Consider the following 21,185-nt stretch of genomic DNA (forward strand, 5'->3'; position numbering starts at 1 on the left):
GTAAAATTGACCAAATGGTTTAATTTGTTGAGCCTTTGTAGCCAGTTAATAGCAATCCATAAGAAGTTTTACCATCTTGATGAGACACTTTTACTGGTGCGTAGTCCAATTTAGGCGCTAACCAGAAAATTGTATCGCGATTTGGCTTATCATGTTTCATTACTACTTTAATGGTGTCAAAAGTACCATAAGATGTTTTAACTTTCTCTGAACCCTGTTTGACGAAACGACGGGCTTCAATTTCTTTGGCATCTGCAATCGCATAACTTGGCTTTAAACCAGACGTTTTTAAATCTTCACGGAGTTGTAATTCTGCATTCAATTCATCCAGTACTCCAGCCTTCCATGCAAATGATCGTGCTTTATCATCTTTTTTAGTCGAAATGGTTTTTGTATTTGGATTGAAATTAATACTCATCGTGTTGTTATGCACTAAAATCTTGCTGCTTCGGCTAAAACTATTTGAAATGATGTTATTGCCGCTTAAGCTGAAACGACTGGTTTCAGTTGCAGAGGCGATAGCACCTGCTTTTGCAGCAAAGACATAGCTCCAGTTATTGCCTGACTTGCTTAAAGTCCGTGTAGCCGAACCCATATTTTTGCCATTATAGCTAAATTGATAACTTGCTTGGAATGGACTCATGGCAAAGGTCTGGCTTGAGAACCCTGTGAACAATAAGGTCGCCATTACGCCCGTGGCCATCGCAATTGTTTTCAATACATGTTGAGCCATAAGTCATCTTTTCCTATGAAGTTGAATTAAAATACAGTTCATTTTACTTATGCAACATTATGCACTTGGATGATGAAGATAAAATTTGGATTTTTATCTCATCTGTATCTTTGTGTAGTCTTTTTGGATAATTGAATACAGTTGAACTAATCAAATTATGAATTTACTTTTTGCTTGATGGGACTGACTTCGGTTTCAGATAATTCCTCGTCAAGTGACCAGTCTTCTATCGGGTCTTCAGACATTTTTCTAAACAGTGCTGTCAGATTGACATTACCCATGACCACCAGTTTGGCTTCACGTAAAACGGCATGATTGACATGAACTTTGGCTAAAGTATCAATAATAGAACGTTGTTTACCTAACCAGCGATTTAAATCTAGATAGAGTAAATCGTCTTTCACTGTTATGACATTTAGCTTTTCTAAAATCATGCCTAAAGGATCTTTATTTAAAACTTTTTGATAGAAAAATAAGGCCATATTGACGGCTAATTTTTGGAATACATTTTTAAATTTTGCATCAATGACTTGCGTGTCACTGATTTGCTCAAAAACAATGAGTTGGGTGTCTTTATTCATTTCCATTTGAATCAGCTTTAAGTCGACTGACAAAGTAATATTCAGGCCTTTAAAGTCTAATGTGGCATATAAGCGTAGCCAATCCTCATGTAAGTCCGCATGCAAATCTTTCAGCATAGACACATTATCAGTCACGAAACGTTGAAAAGTGGCGTTCAGAAAAACTTGCGATAATGGGAATTCACGCTCATCTTCAATAAACCCTTCTGCTTTTTGATACACTTGGCGTATACGTTTAGAGATATTGGATAGTAGCGTTTGCATATTAGGCATCCTAGCTAATTCATCTTTTTACTTGGATAAATTTTTTCGAAAGTATTAAAAATACAAGTATTCTGTCTTGCAGTTTAGCAAAATTAATTGCACCATTTTCATGATTTTAATTGGGTATAGCTGGCTTATTGATAGAGTTCTCGTTTTTCGCTCATAAGTAGAAGCTGTAATTATTTTATACTGCATAATGCAGTTTGGGGAACCAGACATTTTGTCGGTTTAATGTGATGCTTAAAAAAATTAGTTTTGCACCTTTTATGCATGCATGGTGGAAAGACCCTGTTTTTAGCAGTGCCGTTATTTTGGCTGTAGTTCTGCATTTGATTGTTTTAACCTTACAGTTTGCAATGCCACAAGAAAGCGATGCAGCAGTCAAAGAAATTGCAGTAACTTTACGCCCAAGTAAAGATCAAATTAAAAATGCAGATTTTTTGGCACAGGCTGATCAGCAGGGTTCAGGCACATTTCGTGAGGCACATCGTATGTCAAGTGATATGCCGGCTGCTGAACTTGAACAGACTGCGGGTGAGCAAGAACAAGAAACTTTAGAGCGTTTACAACAAAAAAGTGAACTCAGCTTTGAGGAAAAGGTTTTAATGACCACCCTCAGTTGGAAAAAAGAAGCGGAACAAAATCAACGTAAAAAGGCCATGCAAGCATTAAATAGCCAGTTTCAGGCCAAAGCTGCAATGGTCGCCAGTCTTGAAGCACAATATTTACAACGTCAGCAAAACTTTAGCCGTCAGCAAAAAATTAAAACAGTCGATGGCATTCAAGCTAAACGAGATATTTCTGCAGCATATTTAGAAAAATTTCGGCAGAAAGTCGAGTTCTACGGCAACCGTTATTATCCTGATACTGCAAAAGAGCAACGTTTAGCTGGTGAAGTTCGTTTAATGGTCATCTTAAATAAAAATGGCGGTATTCGCGCACTGCGTTTAATTGAAAGTTCAGGGCATCCAGTTTTAGATGAAGCTGCTAAAACTTCGGTGCGCAAGGCTGCGCCATTTGGTGATTTTGAGCAAAATATGAAGGATATTTCAGAGCTTCGGGTTGTACGAACGTGGCGTTTCGATCCTGCTGAAGCTGAATTTGAAGTGCATTGATGATTTGCCAGTAATGATTTCTATTTCACGGTTTCAATGATTTATATTTTATGGTGTGGCACGGATATAATGTCCTTGATGGCTGCCATCCATCCAAGTGACCATTAAATGAGCATCTGAAATTTTTAAACGAGTAGGAAAAATTTCTAACTGTTTGGTGTATTTCGGCAATGCTTTTAAGCCAATACAGTTGCCATTTTTCCACCATGTGCCTTCTGCATATTGGTCTAAAGATCCCACGGCTAAATACCATTTAAACTTGCCATGGTCTTGAAGTAACAGTTCTGAGCCGACTTCCATGACACCTTGTAAATAATAATGCCCAGTCCACGCTTGATCTGTAGCTTGAAATTTTACCTCTTTACAGTCGGTTGCATGATTGGCATAGAGTGGGGTGGTGCAACATAATGCGAGTACACATACTATTTTCGAAATCGGCTGATACATTTTATGAGGCCTAGATCTATTTTTTAATATTGGATTATTTTTAGCATAAATAAACCCGACTCATCTAGATGCATCGGGTTTGATTTTTTTATATAAAAATTATTGTTCTAGATAGGGATTTTCAAAACCTAATTTGGCTAAAATTTGAATCTCCAAAGCTTCCATTTCTTCCGCGTCTTGCTCAGATGTTTCATGATCATAACCCATTAAATGTAATGTGCCATGCACGAGCATGTGGGTAAAATGCTCAATTGGTGTTTTGTTTTGCTCAATTGCTTCTTGTAACACCACAGGAATACAAATCACTAAATCACCAAGAGGAAATGTATCTAAAATTTGTGCCATTTCATCAGGCAAGTCACTCGGGAAAGACAGTACATTGGTTGGTTTGTCTTTATCTCGATATTGAAGGTTGAGTTTATGACTTTCATCATGATTGACACAGGCAATACCCATTTCACAATCACTTTGTGTATCGATATAGCGTAGTGTCGTTTCAATGACTTTTTTTAAATAAACACGTTTGAGCACCAATTCAGGTGCTTCAAACGCTTGTTGAATCGATAGACTAAGTTTCAAAACAATCCTTACATATTTTCTTGACTTTGCTCTGTCTGCCCATGATGTTGAGCATCTGCAGCTGAGTCATTTTCAGAAATTAAGGCATCTTGACGAGCTTTACGTTCAGCACGTCCTTCTGCACTTAATCGGTGTTGTTCACTGTCCCAGCCTTCATAGGCTTCAACAATTTTTTGTACCAGCTGATGACGGACCACATCACGTGAATGGAAGCGCGTGATATGAATTTCTTTAATGTTTTCAATCACACGCAATGCATGAGATAAACCTGACTGTTGACCACGTGGTAAATCGACCTGAGTAATGTCACCCGTAATGACCGCACGTGAACCAAAACCTAAACGGGTCAAGAACATTTTCATTTGTTCTGGCGTGGTATTTTGTGCTTCATCTAAAATGACAAAAGAGTGATTCAGCGTTCGACCACGCATATAGGCAAGTGGTGCGACTTCAATCACCTGACGTTCAATCAGTTTTGCAACTTTTTCAAAACCCAACATTTCATATAAAGCATCGTAAAGAGGACGCAAATAAGGATCGATTTTCTGGCTTAAATCGCCAGGTAAAAAGCCAAGCTTTTCACCAGCTTCAACAGCAGGACGCACCAAAAGAATACGTTGAATTTCATTACGTTCCAACATATCCACTGCTGCGGCTACAGCCAAATAGGTTTTACCTGTACCTGCAGGGCCAATACCAAACGAAATGTCACTTTGTAAAATACGTTGTACATATCGTTTTTGATTGGCTCCTCGTGGATTAATACGACCCTTACGCGTTTGTAACCAGACTTCTTCCAAACCTGTATGTTCCTGATCTGGATCAATCTGTAATTCACGGTCAGTTTGACTGCCCTGAATCATCAAATGAATAACATCGGCACTGATTTGTTGTGAGAGTTCCGCTTCTTCATGCAAACGCTGCAATAAGCTTTCGGCTCTCTCAACCGCATCTATTTCACCGTCGATATAAAAACTATCGCTTCGGTGCGCTATTTTGACATCTAAACGTTGTTCGATTTGTTTCAGATGCCCGTTATAAGCACCTAACATACTTTTTAAACGGTCTACTGAAATGCCTGGAAAAGCCACGGTACGTCGAATCGCTGCAGTCAAGATAATTCCTTATAATGATTGTGTGTCAGCTCTTACATTACGCCACGTCAGGCTCAAGATTCAATAGCTCACCGTAAACAAAATTTAAAGTTTTAATTTCAGTAATTTCGATTTCTGCAAAACGCCCGACCCACGCAGCATCACCAATAAATGAGACTAAACGCGTGTTGTCTGCAGTTCCGACCAATAAATTTGGATCTTTGTTGGATACATTTTCAATCAAAACGCGTTGAACTGTACCTAACATGGCATCTGTTTTATCAATGCTTGAACGTTTAATCCAGCGTTGAACTTTACCTAAACGATCTTTTTTGACATCTTCAGGGGTATTGTCTGGCAAGTCAGAAGCAGGCGTACCTGGGCGTTTTGAATAAATAAAACTGTAAGAATGATCAAAATCTAAATCTTGAATAAACTGGTAGGTTTCTTCAAAGTGCGCATCCGTTTCGCCTGGGAAACCAATGATGAAATCGCTCGATAAATGCATATCCGGACGGACTTGACGTAAACGCGCAATTTTATCGATATACACATCAATCGTGTGGTTACGCTTCATGGCTTGAAGGACATCATTTGAACCACTTTGAACAGGCAGATGCAGATGCGAGACCATTTGCGGTAGATCACTATAGCATTGAATCAGATCATCGTTAAATTCAAGCGGGTGCGAGGTTGTATAACGCAAGCGACCAATGCCCGAAATTTCTGCAACCAGACGCAATAAATCGGCAAAGGTACAAATTTCACCTTCGAAAGTTTCACCACGGTAGCCATTCACATTTTGACCTAAAAGCGAAATTTCACGTACACCTTTTTCAGCCAAGCCTGCGATTTCAGCCAATACATCATCTAAAGGACGAGAGACTTCTTCACCGCGGGTATACGGAACCACACAGAAAGAGCAGTATTTTGAACAGCCTTCCATGATTGAAACAAATGCTTTATAGCCTTCAACACGTGGCTCAGGTAAAAAGTCGAATTTTTCAATATCAGGGAAAGAAATATCCACCAATTTGATTTTGTCTTTTTTCGGCTTTTCAATTTGATCAGAGTGTTGATCGAGCATTTGCGGTAAGCGATGCAGGGTTTGCGGACCAAAAACCATGTCCACATAAGGCGCGCGTTTTTGAATGTTATCGCCTTCTTGTGATGCCACACAGCCACCGACACCAATCACTAAGTCAGGATTTTTTTCTTTTAGCTTACGCCAGCGACCCAGTTCAGAAAAGACTTTTTCTTGCGCTTTTTCACGAATAGAGCAGGTATTCATCAGGAGAATATCGGCTTCTTTTGGATCTTTGGTGAGCACATAGCCATGTGAGTCGCCCAAAAGATCTGCCATACGATGACTGTCATACTCATTCATCTGACACCCTTGCGTTTCAATGTACAGTTTTTTGACTGAATCTTGAACATGGGTGTGCTGTGGCTGGGTGACAGTGTTTTCTGAAGCAGCTTGGGCACTTTTTGGAATGAAGGTTTGAACCGTCATGTAGGCTCCTAGAAGGATAAATCAAAGAAATCACAATTTTAGATTTCCCTTATTTCCCATGAGTGAAATGGGATGCAGGGAGAACCACTTTTCTTTTTGATTTCAATTTTGGATTAAAACTGAAGTGAAAAAAATTAGGCTGGCTCAATCTGTCTAATTGTAATTTGAATAGAAGAAAGGCGCATATTTTAGCAGGAATTGAAGATAAACTTATAGATATAAATAAGCGCATAAAAATATTGATTTATGCAGTAAAAATGATTGAAAATTAATATTGTCTAATCATAAGGTTACATAACAGAACAGTAGACCTATTGAATAGTACTTAAACTATTTACACATGATTAGGCAAGATCTATACAAGATTAAAGGACGGAAGACCAGCATATGTTCAATCGGGTAATTCATAAAAAATATTATAAAATGCTTGCGTTGAGCTTGGCATCAACAGGTTGTATGTCCCTAAGCCATGCGGCAGATGAACAATTTAATGATGCTTTAAGAGCCGCCAATTCTGGAAATATAGGGTTACTTCAACAATACCAACGCTCTATGCAAAATGATGTATTGGGCTATTATCCTGAATATTGGGCACTCAATTCCAATTTAGCTGCACAATCATCCAGTCAAATTACCAGTTTTGCCCAACGTTATCCACAATCTGCTATGACCGAAAAATTGGCAGCAGATTATGTTGAGGAAAAAGTTAAACAAGCAGATTTTGCATCTGCACAGCCGGTTTTGCCGTATGTAACCAATGCAGATCAGGCAGAAAGCTGTGCAGTGGCTCAAGTGCGAGCCAAGTCAGGTGATCCACTGGTTTTTGCCGAATTTAAAGATGTGTGGTTGACGACCAATTCACAGCCAGAATTATGTACAGGTCTGGGGCGTATGATGCTATCTAGCCCCTTAATGACGGAGCAAGATCGGCAACAACGCGTATGGGGGCAACTTCGTGCAGGTCAGTCAGGTCAGGCATTAGCCACAGCACAAACATTAGGCATTAATTTATCTCTAGCACAGCTCAATCAAATTCAGGCAAATCCATTAAATTATTTATGGTCTGCACCCAAAGCATCAAGCGTTGATCACGCTTATTTAATTTTTGCAATGGGACGATTAGCGGACAGTGATTTAAATTCTGCGCTGTCTGCAGTTCAGCGTGCAGCACAAGGGACACCTGTACAAGTACAAAAAGCCTTATATCGTGCAGTTGGATATATTGGTGGTACAACGGTCATGAAAAATAACTTTAACCGTGAAGTGCTAAATTATTTAGATGCCAGTTATGGTCTGCCTTTTAGTTCAGAAGAAGCAGAGATTTATGCCCGTCAAGCGATTCGCTTTAGCGCATGGGAAAGTTTGATTCGCGCCATCGATGCGATGAGCGTCACCCAAAAACAAGAAGATCGTTGGCAATATTGGTTGGCACGTGCTTCAGAACAGCGTGGCGATGCCTCATCAAAACGTGCAGCACAACAGATTTTTAAAAAACTGGCTGAAGGTGATGACTATCATAATTTGCTGGCTAAAGACCAGTTGGGGCAAAAATACAGCAACCTGCCGAATAATGTTCAACCCTCTAATCATGATTTACAACGGTTGAATCAGGATATTCATTTTAGTCGTGCCTTTGCTTTGCGCCGTGTAGATGCTCCTGAAAATTATATTAATCGTGAATGGAATTGGGCAGTGCGTCAGGCCTATTTAAAACATGATGATGGTCTTCTATTGGCCGCAGCTAAACGTGCCACAGATATGGGGTGGTATGACCGTGCCATTTATGCTGCAGATCGGACTGAAAATAAACATAATTATGCTTATCGTTATGCCATGCCACATCAAAACTATGTGGTCAGTCACAGTCGTAATGCTGGCGTCGATCCTGCATGGGCGTATGGTCTGATGCGCCAGGAAAGTCGTTTTGTGACGAATGCACGTTCACACGTAGGTGCTGGTGGTTTAATGCAAATTATGCCAGACACGGCAAAACTGATCGCAAGACAAATGGGTGAAAGTTATAATCCTGCTGCATTGACTGATATGAACACCAATATTCGTTATGGTACGTTCTACTTATCTATGATTCAAAGTCAGTTAAGCAATAGCCCTGTTTTGGCTACTGCGGGTTACAATGCTGGTCCAAATCGAGCACGTCGTTGGCAACCTGAAACTCAAGCGATTGCGGCTGATCAATATACAGAATCGATCCCCCTGAATGAAACACGTGATTATGTTAAACACGTCATGACCAATGCTACACATTATGGTGTATTGCTTGGACAAGGTGCACAGTCACTTGAAAAACGTATGAATATTATTCCTTTAAGAAACAATCCTTAATATGAGTTGTAGCGATAGGTCTGGTTTGTTGATGATTTTTTTTGAATACATGCCTGCGTTAAAAAAGTGGGCAGCTTTTGGCTTGAGTGGAGTAGGACTCATCCTGATAACGCCTCGTATTTATGCAGTGCCCGTGCAGGGCTATGTCATGGTGATACAAATGACGCCTGCCGTATGTATGTTAGATACCCACAGCTCAAAGAAGAGGAAATGTTTAGAGGGGTATGCATTAAATATTTCAGGCTTATATCCTGAAACATCAAAAACCGATTGCAAAACCAATTCTTCCGCTGAACTCTCACCGTTACAAGCAAAAGTCGTTGCTCGTGTTATGCCTGATGGAAATACTCGGTTACAACTCTGGAGATCGATTGGTGGGTGTGTCCCGATGAATGCCAGTCAATATTTTCGTACGGTGATTAATTATGCTGAACGTTTAAAAATACCCAGTGAATTAACCAGTCCTGAAACGCGTACGATCCAACTTACTGAGTTTCGTTCACAATTTTTGCGTTTAAACCCAACGCTACCAAGTCAAGCGCTTAGATTTAATTGTGCCGCTATTCAACAAAACACCATTTTAACGGAAGTCAAACTTTGCTATAAAACCAATGGTCAATATAAGCAATGCTCAGTCACCGTAGACACGAATTGTCCAGCCTCATTTACAATAAAAGGTTCTTACTAGTCTTTTTGACCTATTTTATTGATACTTCCTATCAGACTTTTGTTGAAATTCATTCTCTTTTGCATGCATCGGTTGATTGATTGGAGTACAATCTTTGGCGATTACGATTATTAGATTAAATGGACTAACTATTTAATCGCATTGACTATCCTCAATTGGAGATAATTAGATGAAGCAAGCCGTTCGTGTTGCCGTTACTGGTGCTGCAGGTCAAATTGGTTATAGCTTACTATTCCGTATCGCAAGCGGCGAGATGCTAGGTAAAGATCAACCGGTTATTTTGCAGTTGCTCGAAGTTCCTTTTGAGAAGCCTCAAGCTGCGCTTAAAGGCGTCATGATGGAACTTGAAGACTGTGCATTCCCTCTATTAGAAGGCATGATCGGTACTGATGATCCAGATGTGGCATTTAAAGATGCTGATTACTGCTTACTTGTAGGTTCTCGTCCACGTGGTCCTGGTATGGAACGTGCTGAACTTTTACAAGAAAATGCTAAAATCTTTACTGTTCAAGGTAAATCAATTAACGACCATGCAAGCCGTGACGTTAAAGTTCTTGTTGTAGGTAACCCTGCGAACACGAATGCTTATATTGCGATGAAATCTGCTCCAGATCTAAACCCAGGTCAGTTCACTGCGATGCTTCGTCTTGATCATAATCGTGCCCTTAGTCAAGTTGCGGCTAAAACAGGTAAAGCGGTTAAAGACATTAAAAACCTTACTGTTTGGGGTAACCACTCTCCAACCATGTATGCTGACTACCGTTTTGCGACCATCAATGGCGAAAGCGTTAAAGACATGATCAACGATCAAGAATGGAACGCAAACGTATTCCTTCCTACGGTTGGTAAACGTGGCGCTGCAATCATTGAAGCACGTGGTTTATCTTCTGCTGCGTCTGCTGCAAATGCTGCAATCGACCATATGCGCGACTGGGCTCTTGGCACAAATGGCGAATGGGTAACGATGGGTATTCCTTCTGACGGTTCTTATGGTATTCCTGAAGGCGTGATGTACGGTGTTCCAGTAACATGTGAAAACGGTCAATACAAACGTGTTGAAGGCTTAGAAATTGATGCATTCAGCCGTGAACGTATGGATGCTACACTTGAAGAATTAGAAGGCGAACGTGCAGCAATTGCTCACTTGTTTAACTAATTTTTTAAAAATTTAGTTTTAAAGCTAAATTGTAAAAAGCACTCTAACAAGAGTGCTTTTTTAATGCCTGAACTTTGTAAAGGGAACAAAACCATAACAAGATAATAAGGAGTTCTAGCTGAACTCTTTACTAAATCACGTTATTTTGAGTATTCAGAATAAAAACTTGAGGAAAAAAGATGTTTGATGAGCAACCGACCCTAGAACTTTTATTCCAACAGTTAGGCTTAGAGCATAACCAAGAAGCTATTGAGAAATTTATTCAAACCCATCAATTGGCTGCTGAGACTAAACTCCATTGTGCAGATTTTTGGAGTGAAGGGCAGCGCGAGTTTTTACAAAGTCATTGGAAAAAAGATGATGAATGGGCCATTGTAGTCGATACATTAAATGAACAATTACATAGTGATGCACATGTGCATTTGTAAGACAGTGTTTTAATCACAAATTGAAACAACATAATAGTTTGGATGGCTATTATTTTGCTGATATTTCTTATAAGTTAAATGTATAACAAATGACAATTTAGCAAATAAGGAGTACCCGATGCTCATGAATAATAAGCCTTCTTTGGAGTTACTGTTTTCTCAACTTGGTCTTGCCAGTAGCCAAGCAGCGATAGAGTTGTTTATTCGTACCCATCAATTGCCTGCACATATCAATCTGCATGATGCACCGTTCTGGACTAAGTCTCAGCGTGAGTTCCTTATTCGTTATTTAGTAGAAGATGCGGATGAATGGGTCATGTGGGTGGATGAGTTGAATCAACAGCTGCATATGAATGCGTCTAAAGCACATATGGCTTAAAAAATATCTGATGAAATTTGATTAAAATAGAACATCAGAAAACTAAAAACTCCGGTTGAAGGAGTTTTTAGTTTTTTAATTGAAATCTTTATTTTTTTAATTAATGAAGCTTGGTCTGAAGTAATTCGACAAACCACAGATCTTGTCGAATATTTTTAAAAGCAGGATGCGTTTGCAAAAGTTCTAAATCAAAATCACTGGTTTTACTGTATTTCATTAGCCAATGCCGTGTAAGCGCAATCTCATTTTTAGAAATAGACGCATATGCCAGTAAAAAATAAATATCACTGTGCGCATGTTGATTAAGCGGTTTTAAAATTTGCTGTGTAATTAATGCAAAACGTACTTCTTTACTGATGTCAAAATACATCATATATGCTTTAGCCAATTGAATAGACAAGTTTAAATAAACCCGCATAGGCATTTCTTCATATTCAATACGTGCTTGCTCTAAAAGAACAATTGCTTCTTGTAGAAAATGAATCTGTTCTTGGCGGGAATTACTAAATACCACCAGTTGTAAGCGCAAGTCTGCACGTTCTAAAGCAAGTTCAGGCGTATTATTTGTTAAATACAATTGATCGGTCTCACCGATACGCTCGATAATTTGTTTTGTATTTTCAAACATTGGCCCAACCTCATAAATGAATAATCGGTATATCGGGTCAAATTTAAGAATTAAAAGGGCGCGGCTGCATTCTGCTTTTAAAAGCATCAATTACAATACAGAACAACCATTACGTAGCCATGCAGTGATAGACAGGCGTTGATGTTTTGCTACAAGTACTTCATGCAATAAATCACTTTGAAATAATACCAAGCGATTGGGATGAGGTTGAATGGTATGCCATTTTTGATTTTTGTCTTGAAGGTGTAATTCTCCACCCCAATCTTGTTGCCACTCTTGGTGTAAGTAATAAACACTCGAAATCACACGATTATTTTTTTGTTGTGGATTGTCTCGATGTAAAGCGTAATATTCGCCTGATTGATAGCAGGCAAAATGCGCTTCCACTTCTTTAATCCCTAAGTAGAAATTTTGATTAAGGAGCTGAGAGAGATGCCGTAGTATTTCAATATGCTGTTGAGCTATGGCTAAATCATCCTCAATCCAAAGAATATGATCACTGCGGATTTTACTGATAACACCACTCTGAATAGCAGCAGTGCGAAAATGATTTAAATTGGTTATGCATTCTTCCAATAAAGAACTCATGTAGTCGAGCGGGTAAGTATGATCAATAATCGTAAAACCCTGTTGATCTAAATCGTCAATGATTTGATCAACATGACATGACTTTGGGAGTCGAGTTGCATCCATATCGCTATACTCAAAAATAATAAGAAAAAGGGTGGCGTATTCTAGAGCAAGATATCCTTCGGAATGAAACAATTTTTCATGCTAAAATATCTATTGATTATAGGAATGAAAGAAACATGAATTACCGTCACCATTTTCATGCAGGCAACTTTGCTGATGTTATGAAGCATGTGTTATTGCTCCAACTTTTAACACGTTTAAATGCAAAAGATAAACCTTATCGCTATATCGATACGCATGGTGGTGCAGGTAAATATGATTTATCGACATCGGCTGCACAAAAGTCAGGTGAGTTTTTAAATGGTATTCATCGTTTAGTTAAACTAGATGATTCAATTACGCGTAATGCGCCAGAAGCCATCAAACAATATCTTAAAATTGTTGCAGATATGCGTGCAGGTTCAGGTCAAGGTGCTTACCCAGGTTCCCCTTGGTTTGCCTTAGAGGGCATGCGTGAAACTGATCAAGCCACTATTTTTGAAATGCAAAGTGAAGTTTTTCAGCAATTATATTTTAATATTCGTGATCGCCGTGCAGGTCTGCATGAACGTGATGCGTATGAAGGATTGTTAGGCGTTATTCCACCGAAAGAAAAGCGTGGTTTAGTGATGATTGATCCGCCTTACGAATTAGAACGTAAAGATTTTCCACAATTGGTAGAATTGTTGGCAATGGCACACAAGAAATGGCCAACAGGTGTTTTTGCTGTGTGGTATCCAATTAAAGATCGCGCCATGATTGATCGTTTTGAAAAGAAAATGATCAAAACTGGGATTCGTCGTCAATTGGTGTGTGAAATTTGTGTATGGCCTGATGATACTCCTGTGGGATTAAATGGTTGTAGTTTATTGGTGATCAACCCACCTTGGAAATTCTCACAAGATGCAGATGAAGCACTCCAATGGTTATTTCCACATTTGCGAATGAGTGAAAATGGTGGTCATGCTGCGGTACGCTGGTTGGTTGGCGAGTAAGATAAGCGCTTAAGAAGAGATACGGTTACAGTTAGGATCGACAAGAATGACAAATATAAACAAACCTGAAAGTAAGTCTTCTACAGTGGATGAGCATGCTTTTGATGGCATCACCTTTGAAGTTGAAGAAGAGGAACATACCCAAGAAGGGCAAAAGGTAAAACGTCGTGGAATCTATCTGTGGCCGAATCTGATTACCACTGCTGCTTTACTGTCGGGTTTTTATTCAATTATTGCCAGTATGAATGGTGATTATACCCAAGCGGTGTACGCCATTTTTATCGCGGCATTACTTGACGGTCTAGATGGGCGAGTGGCACGCGCAATTGGTGCGCAAAGTCCGTTTGGTGAGCAATTTGACTCCTTGTCGGATTTACTCGCATTTGGTGTTGCGCCGGCTATTTTAATGTATAGCTGGAGCCTGCATGATTTAGGTCGTTTGGGTTTGGCAGCATGCTTTGTTTATACTGCATGTGCTGCATTTCGTTTGGCACGTTTTAATGTACAAATTGGTGTAGTCGATAAACGCTATTTTATTGGTGTTGCCAGTCCATTGGCTGCGGTGATGATTATCTCATTAGTACTGGTCGCGCGAGATTTTCCAGCAGTTTTCGATTTACGTGAAAAAGGTATTCAAGCCATTAATGCCGCTGTCATTATCTCAGTGGGTTTGTTGATGATTTCAAATATCAAATATTATTCGTTTAAAACAGTAGATCGTAAACGTGTACCTTTTGCAGTTTTACCGATTATTGTTTTTATATTGGCGGCAGTTACTTATAATATTCCAGTCGGCATTTTGATCATTTCAATTATTTATGCGTTGTCTGGTTTTGTGACAACATTTATGGCAAAAAAAAATAACCCTATATAAAATGAGATTAATATAACGACAATAAAAAGGAGCATGAGATGCAGTTGTTTCCAGATTTATTTGACCAATCCAAACAACTCAGTCAGGCTCCTTTTCAAGCCCAGCTTGCTTATCATCCACCAAAAGGGCGATATAAAATCATTCATCAGGGCTTGATCATTCCTGATCTACCTACTCCCTTACATTATTTAAACTTTCGAAGCCTGATAGGGCAGCCCAATGTGCCTATATTGCGTAATGAAAGTGTAATTTGTAGTACTGCTCAAGATACTGCGACTGTGATGGTTAGCACAAGTCCACATATGGTTGGGCAACTCAATGCCTATTCAATTCTCAAAGATTGTCAATTCCACAAAGAGCAATTCCAGTTTGCTGAAAGGGAACTTATTTCGGGATGTTTTCCACACTTCCATATCTTACGTAAAGATAATGAGCTCAGTTTTGATTTAAATATTCATACCAGTAATATTATTTCTTATTTTATTAAATTGCCGATGGGGATGGCTGAATATTGGTCGGTGTTGTGCACATGTGAAGGTGAGGTAGTCTACAAAGATCAGAAATTTAGCATTCAACATATAGGTGCATTTGAATATGGGCGAGCAATTAACTTTTCATATTTACCTCTTGCTTTTTTTACCCACCAGATCATCAATTTAGCCAACAATCGTCAACTTGTTTTAATGCAGCTCCGTGACTCATTTAACCGAATTTTACAATCTCGGTTGTATTTAAGAGATGCCAGTAATGGCACAGTGCAAATGTTTGATCAAAATGTTCATTTCAAAGTTCATCGTGTTTATCCAAAAGTAAAAACTCCAAATGGGCATAGCATGTATTTACCACGCGAGTTTGAATGGCGTTATTTGGGTAAAGATGGTTATGCTCTTTCAGTTCAAGCGCAAAGTCGTGGTGATTTTAAGTTTGGGTTGGCTGCGGGTTATGTTGGAAGCTTTAAATATCAAGTTAAAATAAATAATGAAGAACAAGAGGGGGAAAGTGGGTATTGTGAATACATCGATTGCCGCTCTTTAAGGTGGCAAGAAAAAAACAACCAAGCAAAAATAAAAGATAATTTTGCACATTCTGTACCTTTTGCATGCAAAACCTAGTATTTAATTTAGCAAATAGAAGAATAAATAAACATTTGAAGTGTTTTTAATAAAATAAAATAAAAAAGGGGTTGTATGGTGATTAAAATGCTGTAGAATGCACATCCATCGGCGGTGATGTTGATTAAAACTTGTTGAGAAACAAGGGTTTAGCTTAAAGGGTTAAATCTAAGGATCTTAAAGAAGTTTAAAAATAATCAATAAAACCAGTTGACTCTTTAAGAATAAAGAGTAATATAGCCGACCTAGCTTGCTGGTGACGAATCAGCAAGAAGATCATTAAGAGCTTATGAAGAACAACTTGTGTGGATTTTTACTGATTGATTGATCGAAATTATTTTCATTGATTGATGGTAGAAATTACTCGAAGTTTATTTGAGAAATATTTGTCAGAAAATTGATGAGCCAAGATTGGTGCCCTATAGGTACTAAGCAATATTAAACTGAAGAGTTTGATCATGGCTCAGATTGAACGCTGGCGGCAGGCTTAACACATGCAAGTCGAGCGGGGAAAAGTAGCTTGCTACTTAACTTAGCGGCGGACGGGTGAGTAATACTTAGGAATCTGCCTATTAGTGGGGGACAACATTTCGAAAGGAATGCTAATACCGCATACGTCCTACGGGAGAAAGCAGGGGATCACTTGTGACCTTGCGCTAATAGATGAGCCTAAGTCGGATTAGCTAGTTGGTGGGGTAAAGGCCTACCAAGGCGACGATCTGTAGCGGGTCTGAGAGGATGATCCGCCACACTGGGACTGAGACACGGCCCAGACTCCTACGGGAGGCAGCAGTGGGGAATATTGGACAATGGGGGGAACCCTGATCCAGCCATGCCGCGTGTGTGAAGAAGGCCTTTTGGTTGTAAAGCACTTTAAGCGAGGAGGAGGCTACTCTAGTTAATACCTAGGGATAGTGGACGTTACTCGCAGAATAAGCACCGGCTAACTCTGTGCCAGCAGCCGCGGTAATACAGAGGGTGCGAGCGTTAATCGGATTTACTGGGCGTAAAGCGTGCGTAGGTGGCCAATTAAGTCAAATGTGAAATCCCCGAGCTTAACTTGGGAATTGCATTCGATACTGGTTGGCTAGAGTATGGGAGAGGATGGTAGAATTCCAGGTGTAGCGGTGAAATGCGTAGAGATCTGGAGGAATACCGATGGCGAAGGCAGCCATCTGGCCTAATACTGACACTGAGGTACGAAAGCATGGGGAGCAAACAGGATTAGATACCCTGGTAGTCCATGCCGTAAACGATGTCTACTAGCCGTTGGGGTCTTTGAGACTTTAGTGGCGCAGCTAACGCGATAAGTAGACCGCCTGGGGAGTACGGTCGCAAGACTAAAACTCAAATGAATTGACGGGGGCCCGCACAAGCGGTGGAGCATGTGGTTTAATTCGATGCAACGCGAAGAACCTTACCTGGTCTTGACATAGTAAGAACTTTCCAGAGATGGATTGGTGCCTTCGGGAGCTTACATACAGGTGCTGCATGGCTGTCGTCAGCTCGTGTCGTGAGATGTTGGGTTAAGTCCCGCAACGAGCGCAACCCTTTTCCTTATTTGCCAGCGGGTTAAGCCGGGAACTTTAAGGATACTGCCAGTGACAAACTGGAGGAAGGCGGGGACGACGTCAAGTCATCATGGCCCTTACGACCAGGGCTACACACGTGCTACAATGGTCGGTACAAAGGGTTGCTACCTAGCGATAGGATGCTAATCTCAAAAAGCCGATCGTAGTCCGGATTGGAGTCTGCAACTCGACTCCATGAAGTCGGAATCGCTAGTAATCGCGGATCAGAATGCCGCGGTGAATACGTTCCCGGGCCTTGTACACACCGCCCGTCACACCATGGGAGTTTGTTGCACCAGAAGTAGGTAGTCTAACCGCAAGGAGGACGCTTACCACGGTGTGGCCGATGACTGGGGTGAAGTCGTAACAAGGTAGCCGTAGGGGAACCTGCGGCTGGATCACCTCCTTAACGAAAGATTGACGATTGGTAAGAATCCACAACAAGTTGTTCTTCATGATGTATCGATGGGTCTGTAGCTCAGTTGGTTAGAGCACACGCTTGATAAGCGTGGGGTCACAAGTTCAAGTCTTGTCAGACCCACCAAGTCTACTAACTGAAATAATGAAGAGATGAGAGTCTTGGAGTTGAGTTACAAACGAGAGATACATAAAGCTAATAAGTGATAAGCTGGGGACTTAGCTTAGTTGGTAGAGCGCCTGCTTTGCACGCAGGAGGTCAACGGTTCGACTCCGTTAGTCTCCACCATATATTGTTCTTCAATATATAAGCTAAGAAGTTAGATTATAGAATTTAATAAATAAGATCATGATTAAATGATTTTTTAATTTATTAAGTTCTGTGATTTATCACAGTTACCTACGGTCTGACGAAGACGTAGTTAATCATTAACAGATTGAGAATTTGAGTTGAAATAATTGTTTGAACTCAGAACTAATTCAGCATTGACTGTAATACGCAAGTATTTCATTTCAATGACGAAGAAGAACTGAGAACTAGCGAAATTAACTGAATCAAGCGTTTTGGTAGATGAATTTAGATTGAAGCTGTACTGTAGTTAAATCTACAGACCACAAACTGTATGAGAAGGTCGTAAGGCTGACTCTGTTGTTACATCACTTGTAGGGTGTTAACGACTGTTTGGGGTTGTATAGTCAAGTAATTAAGTGCATGTGGTGGATGCCTTGGCAGTCAGAGGCGATGAAAGACGTAATAGCCTGCGATAAGCTCCGGGGAGGCGGCAAATATCCTGTGATCCGGAGATTTCTGAATGGGGAAACCCACTTACCATAAGGTAGGTATTGCATGATGAATACATAGTCATGCAAGGCGAACGAGGGGAAGTGAAACATCTCAGTACCCTTAGGAAAAGAAATCAATTGAGATTCCCTTAGTAGCGGCGAGCGAACGGGGATCAGCCCATTAAGTTATCTAAGTTTTAGTGGAATGCTCTGGGAAGTGCAACCGTAGTGGGTGATAGTCCTGTACACGAAAGGGCTTAGATAATGATGACGAGTAGGGCGGGGCACGTGAAACCTTGTCTGAATATGGGGGGACCATCCTCCAAGGCTAAATACTCCTGACTGACCGATAGTGAACCAGTACCGTGAGGGAAAGGCGAAAAGAACCCCTGTGAGGGGAGTGAAATAGATCCTGAAACCGCATGCATACAAGCAGTGGGAGCCGACTTGTTCGGTGACTGCGTACCTTTTGTATAATGGGTCAGCGACTTACATTCAGTAGCAAGGTTAACCGCATAGGGGAGCCGTAGAGAAATCGAGTCTTAATAGGGCGTTTAGTTGCTGGGTGTAGACCCGAAACCGGGTGATCTATCCATGAGCAGGTTGAAGGTTGGGTAACACTAACTGGAGGACCGAACCCACCGTCGTTGAAAAGCCGGGGGATGACTTGTGGATAGGGGTGAAAGGCTAATCAAACTCGGTGATAGCTGGTTCTCCCCGAAAGCTATTTAGGTAGCGCCTCGGACGAATACCATTGGGGGTAGAGCACTGTTTCGGCTAGGGGGTCATCCCGACTTACCAAACCGATGCAAACTCCGAATACCAATGAGTACTATCCGGGAGACAGACTGCGGGTGCTAACGTCCGTAGTCAAGAGGAAAACAATCCAGACCGCCAGCTAAGGCCCCAAAATTATAGTTAAGTGGGAAACGATGTGGGAAGGCATAGACAGCTAGGAGGTTGGCTTAGAAGCAGCCACCCTTTAAAGAAAGCGTAATAGCTCACTAGTCGAGTCGGCCTGCGCGGAAGATGTAACGGGGCTAAAACTATATGCCGAAGCTGCGGATTTGCAATTTATTGCAAGTGGTAGGGGAGCGTTCTGTAAGCCGATGAAGGTGGATTGAGAAGTCTGCTGGAGGTATCAGAAGTGCGAATGCTGACGTGAGTAACGACAATGCGAGTGAAAAACTCGCACGCTGAAAGACCAAGGGTTCCAGTCCAACGTTAATCGGGGCTGGGTGAGTCGACCCCTAAGGCGAGGCCGAGAGGCGTAGTCGATGGGAAATTGGTTAATATTCCAATACTTCTGTGTAATGCGATGAGAGGACGGAGAAGGTTAAGTCAGCCTGGCGTTGGTTGTCCAGGTGAAAGGTTGTAGGCATGCATCTTAGGCAAATCCGGGGTGCTCTATGCTGAGAACTGATAGCAAGCTGTACTTGTACAGTGAAGTGGCTGATACCATGCTTCCAGGAAAAGTCTCTAAGCTTCAGTTACACAGGAATCGTACCCGAAACCGACACAGGTGGTCAGGTCGAGTAGACCAAAGCGCTTGAGAGAACTCTGCTGAAGGAACTAGGCAAAATGGTACCGTAACTTCGGGAGAAGGTACGCTGTCGACGGTGATGGGATTTACTCCCTGAGCGGTTGACAGCCACAGAAACCAGGCCCCTGCAACTGTTTATTAAAAACATAGCACTCTGCAAACACGAAAGTGGACGTATAGGGTGTGATGCCTGCCCGGTGCTGGAAGGTTAATTGATGGGGTTAGCGTAAGCGAAGCTCTTGATCGAAGCCCCAGTAAACGGCGGCCGTAACTATAACGGTCCTAAGGTAGCGAAATTCCTTGTCGGGTAAGTTCCGACCTGCACGAATGGCATAATGATGGGGGCGCTGTCTCCAGCAGAGACTCAGTGAAATCGAATTCGCCGTGAAGATGCGGTGTACCCGCGGCTAGACGGAAAGACCCCGTGAACCTTTACTGCAGCTTGACATTGAACTTTGATCTTACTTGTGTAGGATAGGTGGGAGGCTTTGAAACCGAGACGCTAGTTTCGGTGGAGCCAATCTTGAAATACCACCCTGGTAATATTGAGGTTCTAACTCTGCTCCATAATCTGGAGCGAGGACCATGTCTGGTGGGTAGTTTGACTGGGGCGGTCTCCTCCTAAAGAGTAACGGAGGAGTACGAAGGTGCGCTCAGCGTGGTCGGAAATCACGCGTAGAGTATAAAGGCAAAAGCGCGCTTAACTGCGAGACCCACAAGTCGAGCAGGTACGAAAGTAGGTCTTAGTGATCCGGTGGTTCTGTATGGAAGGGCCATCGCTCAACGGATAAAAGGTACTCTGGGGATAACAGGCTGATACCGCCCAAGAGTTCATATCGACGGCGGTGTTTGGCACCTCGATGTCGGCTCATCTCATCCTGGGGCTGAAGCAGGTCCCAAGGGTATGGCTGTTCGCCATTTAAAGAGGTACGCGAGCTGGGTTTAGAACGTCGTGAGACAGTTCGGTCCCTATCTACCGTGGGCGTTGGAAATTTGAGAGGATCTGCTCCTAGTACGAGAGGACCAGAGTGGACGAACCTCTGGTGTACCGGTTGTAACGCCAGTTGCATCGCCGGGTAGCTATGTTCGGAAGGGATAACCGCTGAAAGCATCTAAGCGGGAAGCCTACCTCAAGATTAGATTTCCCTGTGACTTTATGTCACCTAAAGAGCCGTTGAAGACTACGACGTTGATAGGTTGGATGTGGAAGCATAGTGATATGTGAAGCTGACCAATACTAATTGCTCGTGAGGCTTGACTATACAACACC

Annotated in this window: 17 protein-coding genes, 2 tRNA genes and 2 rRNA genes; 13 read left to right on the forward strand and 8 right to left on the reverse strand. The window is 41.4% G+C overall.

What is annotated here, in order from left to right:
* Positions 1-19: 19 nt before the first annotated feature.
* Positions 20-733: a DUF3108 domain-containing protein gene (locus H0S58_RS02030; protein WP_193889621.1), complete on the reverse strand. Its 714-nt coding sequence runs from the start codon at positions 731-733 to the stop codon at positions 20-22.
* A 155-nt stretch (positions 734-888) separates the two neighbouring features.
* Entirely contained in the window at positions 889-1,578 is a 690-nt protein-coding gene (locus tag H0S58_RS02035) for a hypothetical protein (protein WP_195726989.1), read from the reverse strand.
* Between the two features lie 236 nt (positions 1,579-1,814).
* Between H0S58_RS02035 and H0S58_RS02040 the strand changes: the two genes are divergently transcribed.
* Positions 1,815-2,693, forward strand: coding sequence for an energy transducer TonB (locus H0S58_RS02040; protein WP_195726990.1), 879 nt, complete (start codon positions 1,815-1,817; stop codon positions 2,691-2,693).
* 48 nt (positions 2,694-2,741) lie between these two features.
* Here H0S58_RS02040 and H0S58_RS02045 read toward each other — a convergent pair whose 3' ends face one another.
* The 4 genes from H0S58_RS02045 to miaB form a co-directional block, all read right to left on the reverse strand.
* Positions 2,742-3,140, reverse strand: a complete 399-nt coding sequence (locus tag H0S58_RS02045) for a hypothetical protein (protein WP_195726991.1) — start codon at positions 3,138-3,140, stop codon at positions 2,742-2,744.
* Positions 3,141-3,239: 99 nt separating this feature from the next.
* Entirely contained in the window at positions 3,240-3,719 is a 480-nt protein-coding gene (ybeY, locus tag H0S58_RS02050) for an rRNA maturation RNase YbeY (RefSeq protein WP_053579543.1), read from the reverse strand.
* Between the two features lie 8 nt (positions 3,720-3,727).
* Positions 3,728-4,834 (reverse strand): PhoH family protein, encoded by a 1,107-nt coding sequence (locus H0S58_RS02055; RefSeq protein ID WP_053579544.1) that lies wholly within the window; start codon positions 4,832-4,834, stop codon positions 3,728-3,730.
* A gap of 37 nt (positions 4,835-4,871) precedes the next feature.
* Positions 4,872-6,326, reverse strand: a complete 1,455-nt coding sequence (gene miaB / locus H0S58_RS02060; RefSeq protein WP_195726992.1) for a tRNA (N6-isopentenyl adenosine(37)-C2)-methylthiotransferase MiaB — start codon at positions 6,324-6,326, stop codon at positions 4,872-4,874.
* Positions 6,327-6,749: 423 nt separating this feature from the next.
* On the opposite strand from miaB, the gene H0S58_RS02065 reads away from it, so the two are divergent.
* The 5 genes from H0S58_RS02065 to H0S58_RS02085 all read left to right on the forward strand — a co-directional run bounded on the left by H0S58_RS02065 (position 6,750) and on the right by H0S58_RS02085 (position 11,320).
* Positions 6,750-8,669: a transglycosylase SLT domain-containing protein gene (locus tag H0S58_RS02065; protein WP_413784415.1), complete on the forward strand. Its 1,920-nt coding sequence runs from the start codon at positions 6,750-6,752 to the stop codon at positions 8,667-8,669.
* A 31-nt stretch (positions 8,670-8,700) separates the two neighbouring features.
* The gene (locus H0S58_RS02070; RefSeq protein ID WP_195726994.1) at positions 8,701-9,357 is read left to right on the forward strand and encodes a ribonuclease I; all 657 of its coding nucleotides are present in this window, start codon (positions 8,701-8,703) and stop codon (positions 9,355-9,357) included.
* A gap of 169 nt (positions 9,358-9,526) precedes the next feature.
* Positions 9,527-10,513 carry a malate dehydrogenase gene (locus H0S58_RS02075; protein WP_053579547.1) on the forward strand — a complete coding sequence of 329 codons (987 nt, stop codon included), beginning with the start codon at positions 9,527-9,529 and terminating at the stop codon, positions 10,511-10,513.
* 179 nt (positions 10,514-10,692) lie between these two features.
* A complete protein-coding gene (locus H0S58_RS02080; RefSeq protein ID WP_053579548.1) occupies positions 10,693-10,941 on the forward strand; it encodes a DUF2789 family protein in 249 nt (82 codons plus the stop codon).
* 118 nt (positions 10,942-11,059) lie between these two features.
* Positions 11,060-11,320: a DUF2789 family protein gene (locus H0S58_RS02085; protein WP_053579549.1), complete on the forward strand. Its 261-nt coding sequence runs from the start codon at positions 11,060-11,062 to the stop codon at positions 11,318-11,320.
* 100 nt (positions 11,321-11,420) lie between these two features.
* Here the strand turns inward: H0S58_RS02085 and H0S58_RS02090 are convergent, their stop codons facing one another.
* Entirely contained in the window at positions 11,421-11,948 is a 528-nt protein-coding gene (locus H0S58_RS02090; RefSeq protein WP_195726995.1) for a hypothetical protein, read from the reverse strand.
* 90 nt (positions 11,949-12,038) lie between these two features.
* Positions 12,039-12,641, reverse strand: coding sequence for a 2OG-Fe(II) oxygenase (locus H0S58_RS02095; RefSeq protein WP_195726996.1), 603 nt, complete (start codon positions 12,639-12,641; stop codon positions 12,039-12,041).
* A gap of 116 nt (positions 12,642-12,757) precedes the next feature.
* Here H0S58_RS02095 and H0S58_RS02100 point away from each other — a divergent pair, with 116 nt between their 5' ends.
* The 7 genes from H0S58_RS02100 to H0S58_RS02130 all read left to right on the forward strand — a co-directional run bounded on the left by H0S58_RS02100 (position 12,758) and on the right by H0S58_RS02130 (position 21,177).
* The gene (locus tag H0S58_RS02100) at positions 12,758-13,615 is read left to right on the forward strand and encodes a 23S rRNA (adenine(2030)-N(6))-methyltransferase RlmJ (protein ID WP_053579552.1); all 858 of its coding nucleotides are present in this window, start codon (positions 12,758-12,760) and stop codon (positions 13,613-13,615) included.
* Between the two features lie 46 nt (positions 13,616-13,661).
* Positions 13,662-14,489, forward strand: a complete 828-nt coding sequence (pssA, locus tag H0S58_RS02105; RefSeq protein WP_053579553.1) for a CDP-diacylglycerol--serine O-phosphatidyltransferase — start codon at positions 13,662-13,664, stop codon at positions 14,487-14,489.
* A gap of 38 nt (positions 14,490-14,527) precedes the next feature.
* Entirely contained in the window at positions 14,528-15,601 is a 1,074-nt protein-coding gene (locus H0S58_RS02110) for a DUF6670 family protein (protein ID WP_195726997.1), read from the forward strand.
* A gap of 440 nt (positions 15,602-16,041) precedes the next feature.
* Positions 16,042-17,581: ribosomal RNA gene (locus H0S58_RS02115) — 16S ribosomal RNA — on the forward strand.
* Between the two features lie 58 nt (positions 17,582-17,639).
* A tRNA-Ile gene (locus tag H0S58_RS02120) sits at positions 17,640-17,716 on the forward strand.
* An 86-nt stretch (positions 17,717-17,802) separates the two neighbouring features.
* Positions 17,803-17,878 (forward strand) — tRNA-Ala (locus H0S58_RS02125).
* A 405-nt stretch (positions 17,879-18,283) separates the two neighbouring features.
* Positions 18,284-21,177 (forward strand): 23S ribosomal RNA (locus H0S58_RS02130).
* Together the 16S and 23S rRNA genes with 2 tRNA genes alongside form the textbook arrangement of a ribosomal RNA operon.
* Positions 21,178-21,185 lie beyond the last annotated feature (8 nt).

Origin of the sequence: Acinetobacter sp. TTH0-4 (assembly GCF_015602665.1) — a bacterium.
Taxonomy (GTDB): domain Bacteria; phylum Pseudomonadota; class Gammaproteobacteria; order Pseudomonadales; family Moraxellaceae; genus Acinetobacter; species Acinetobacter albensis.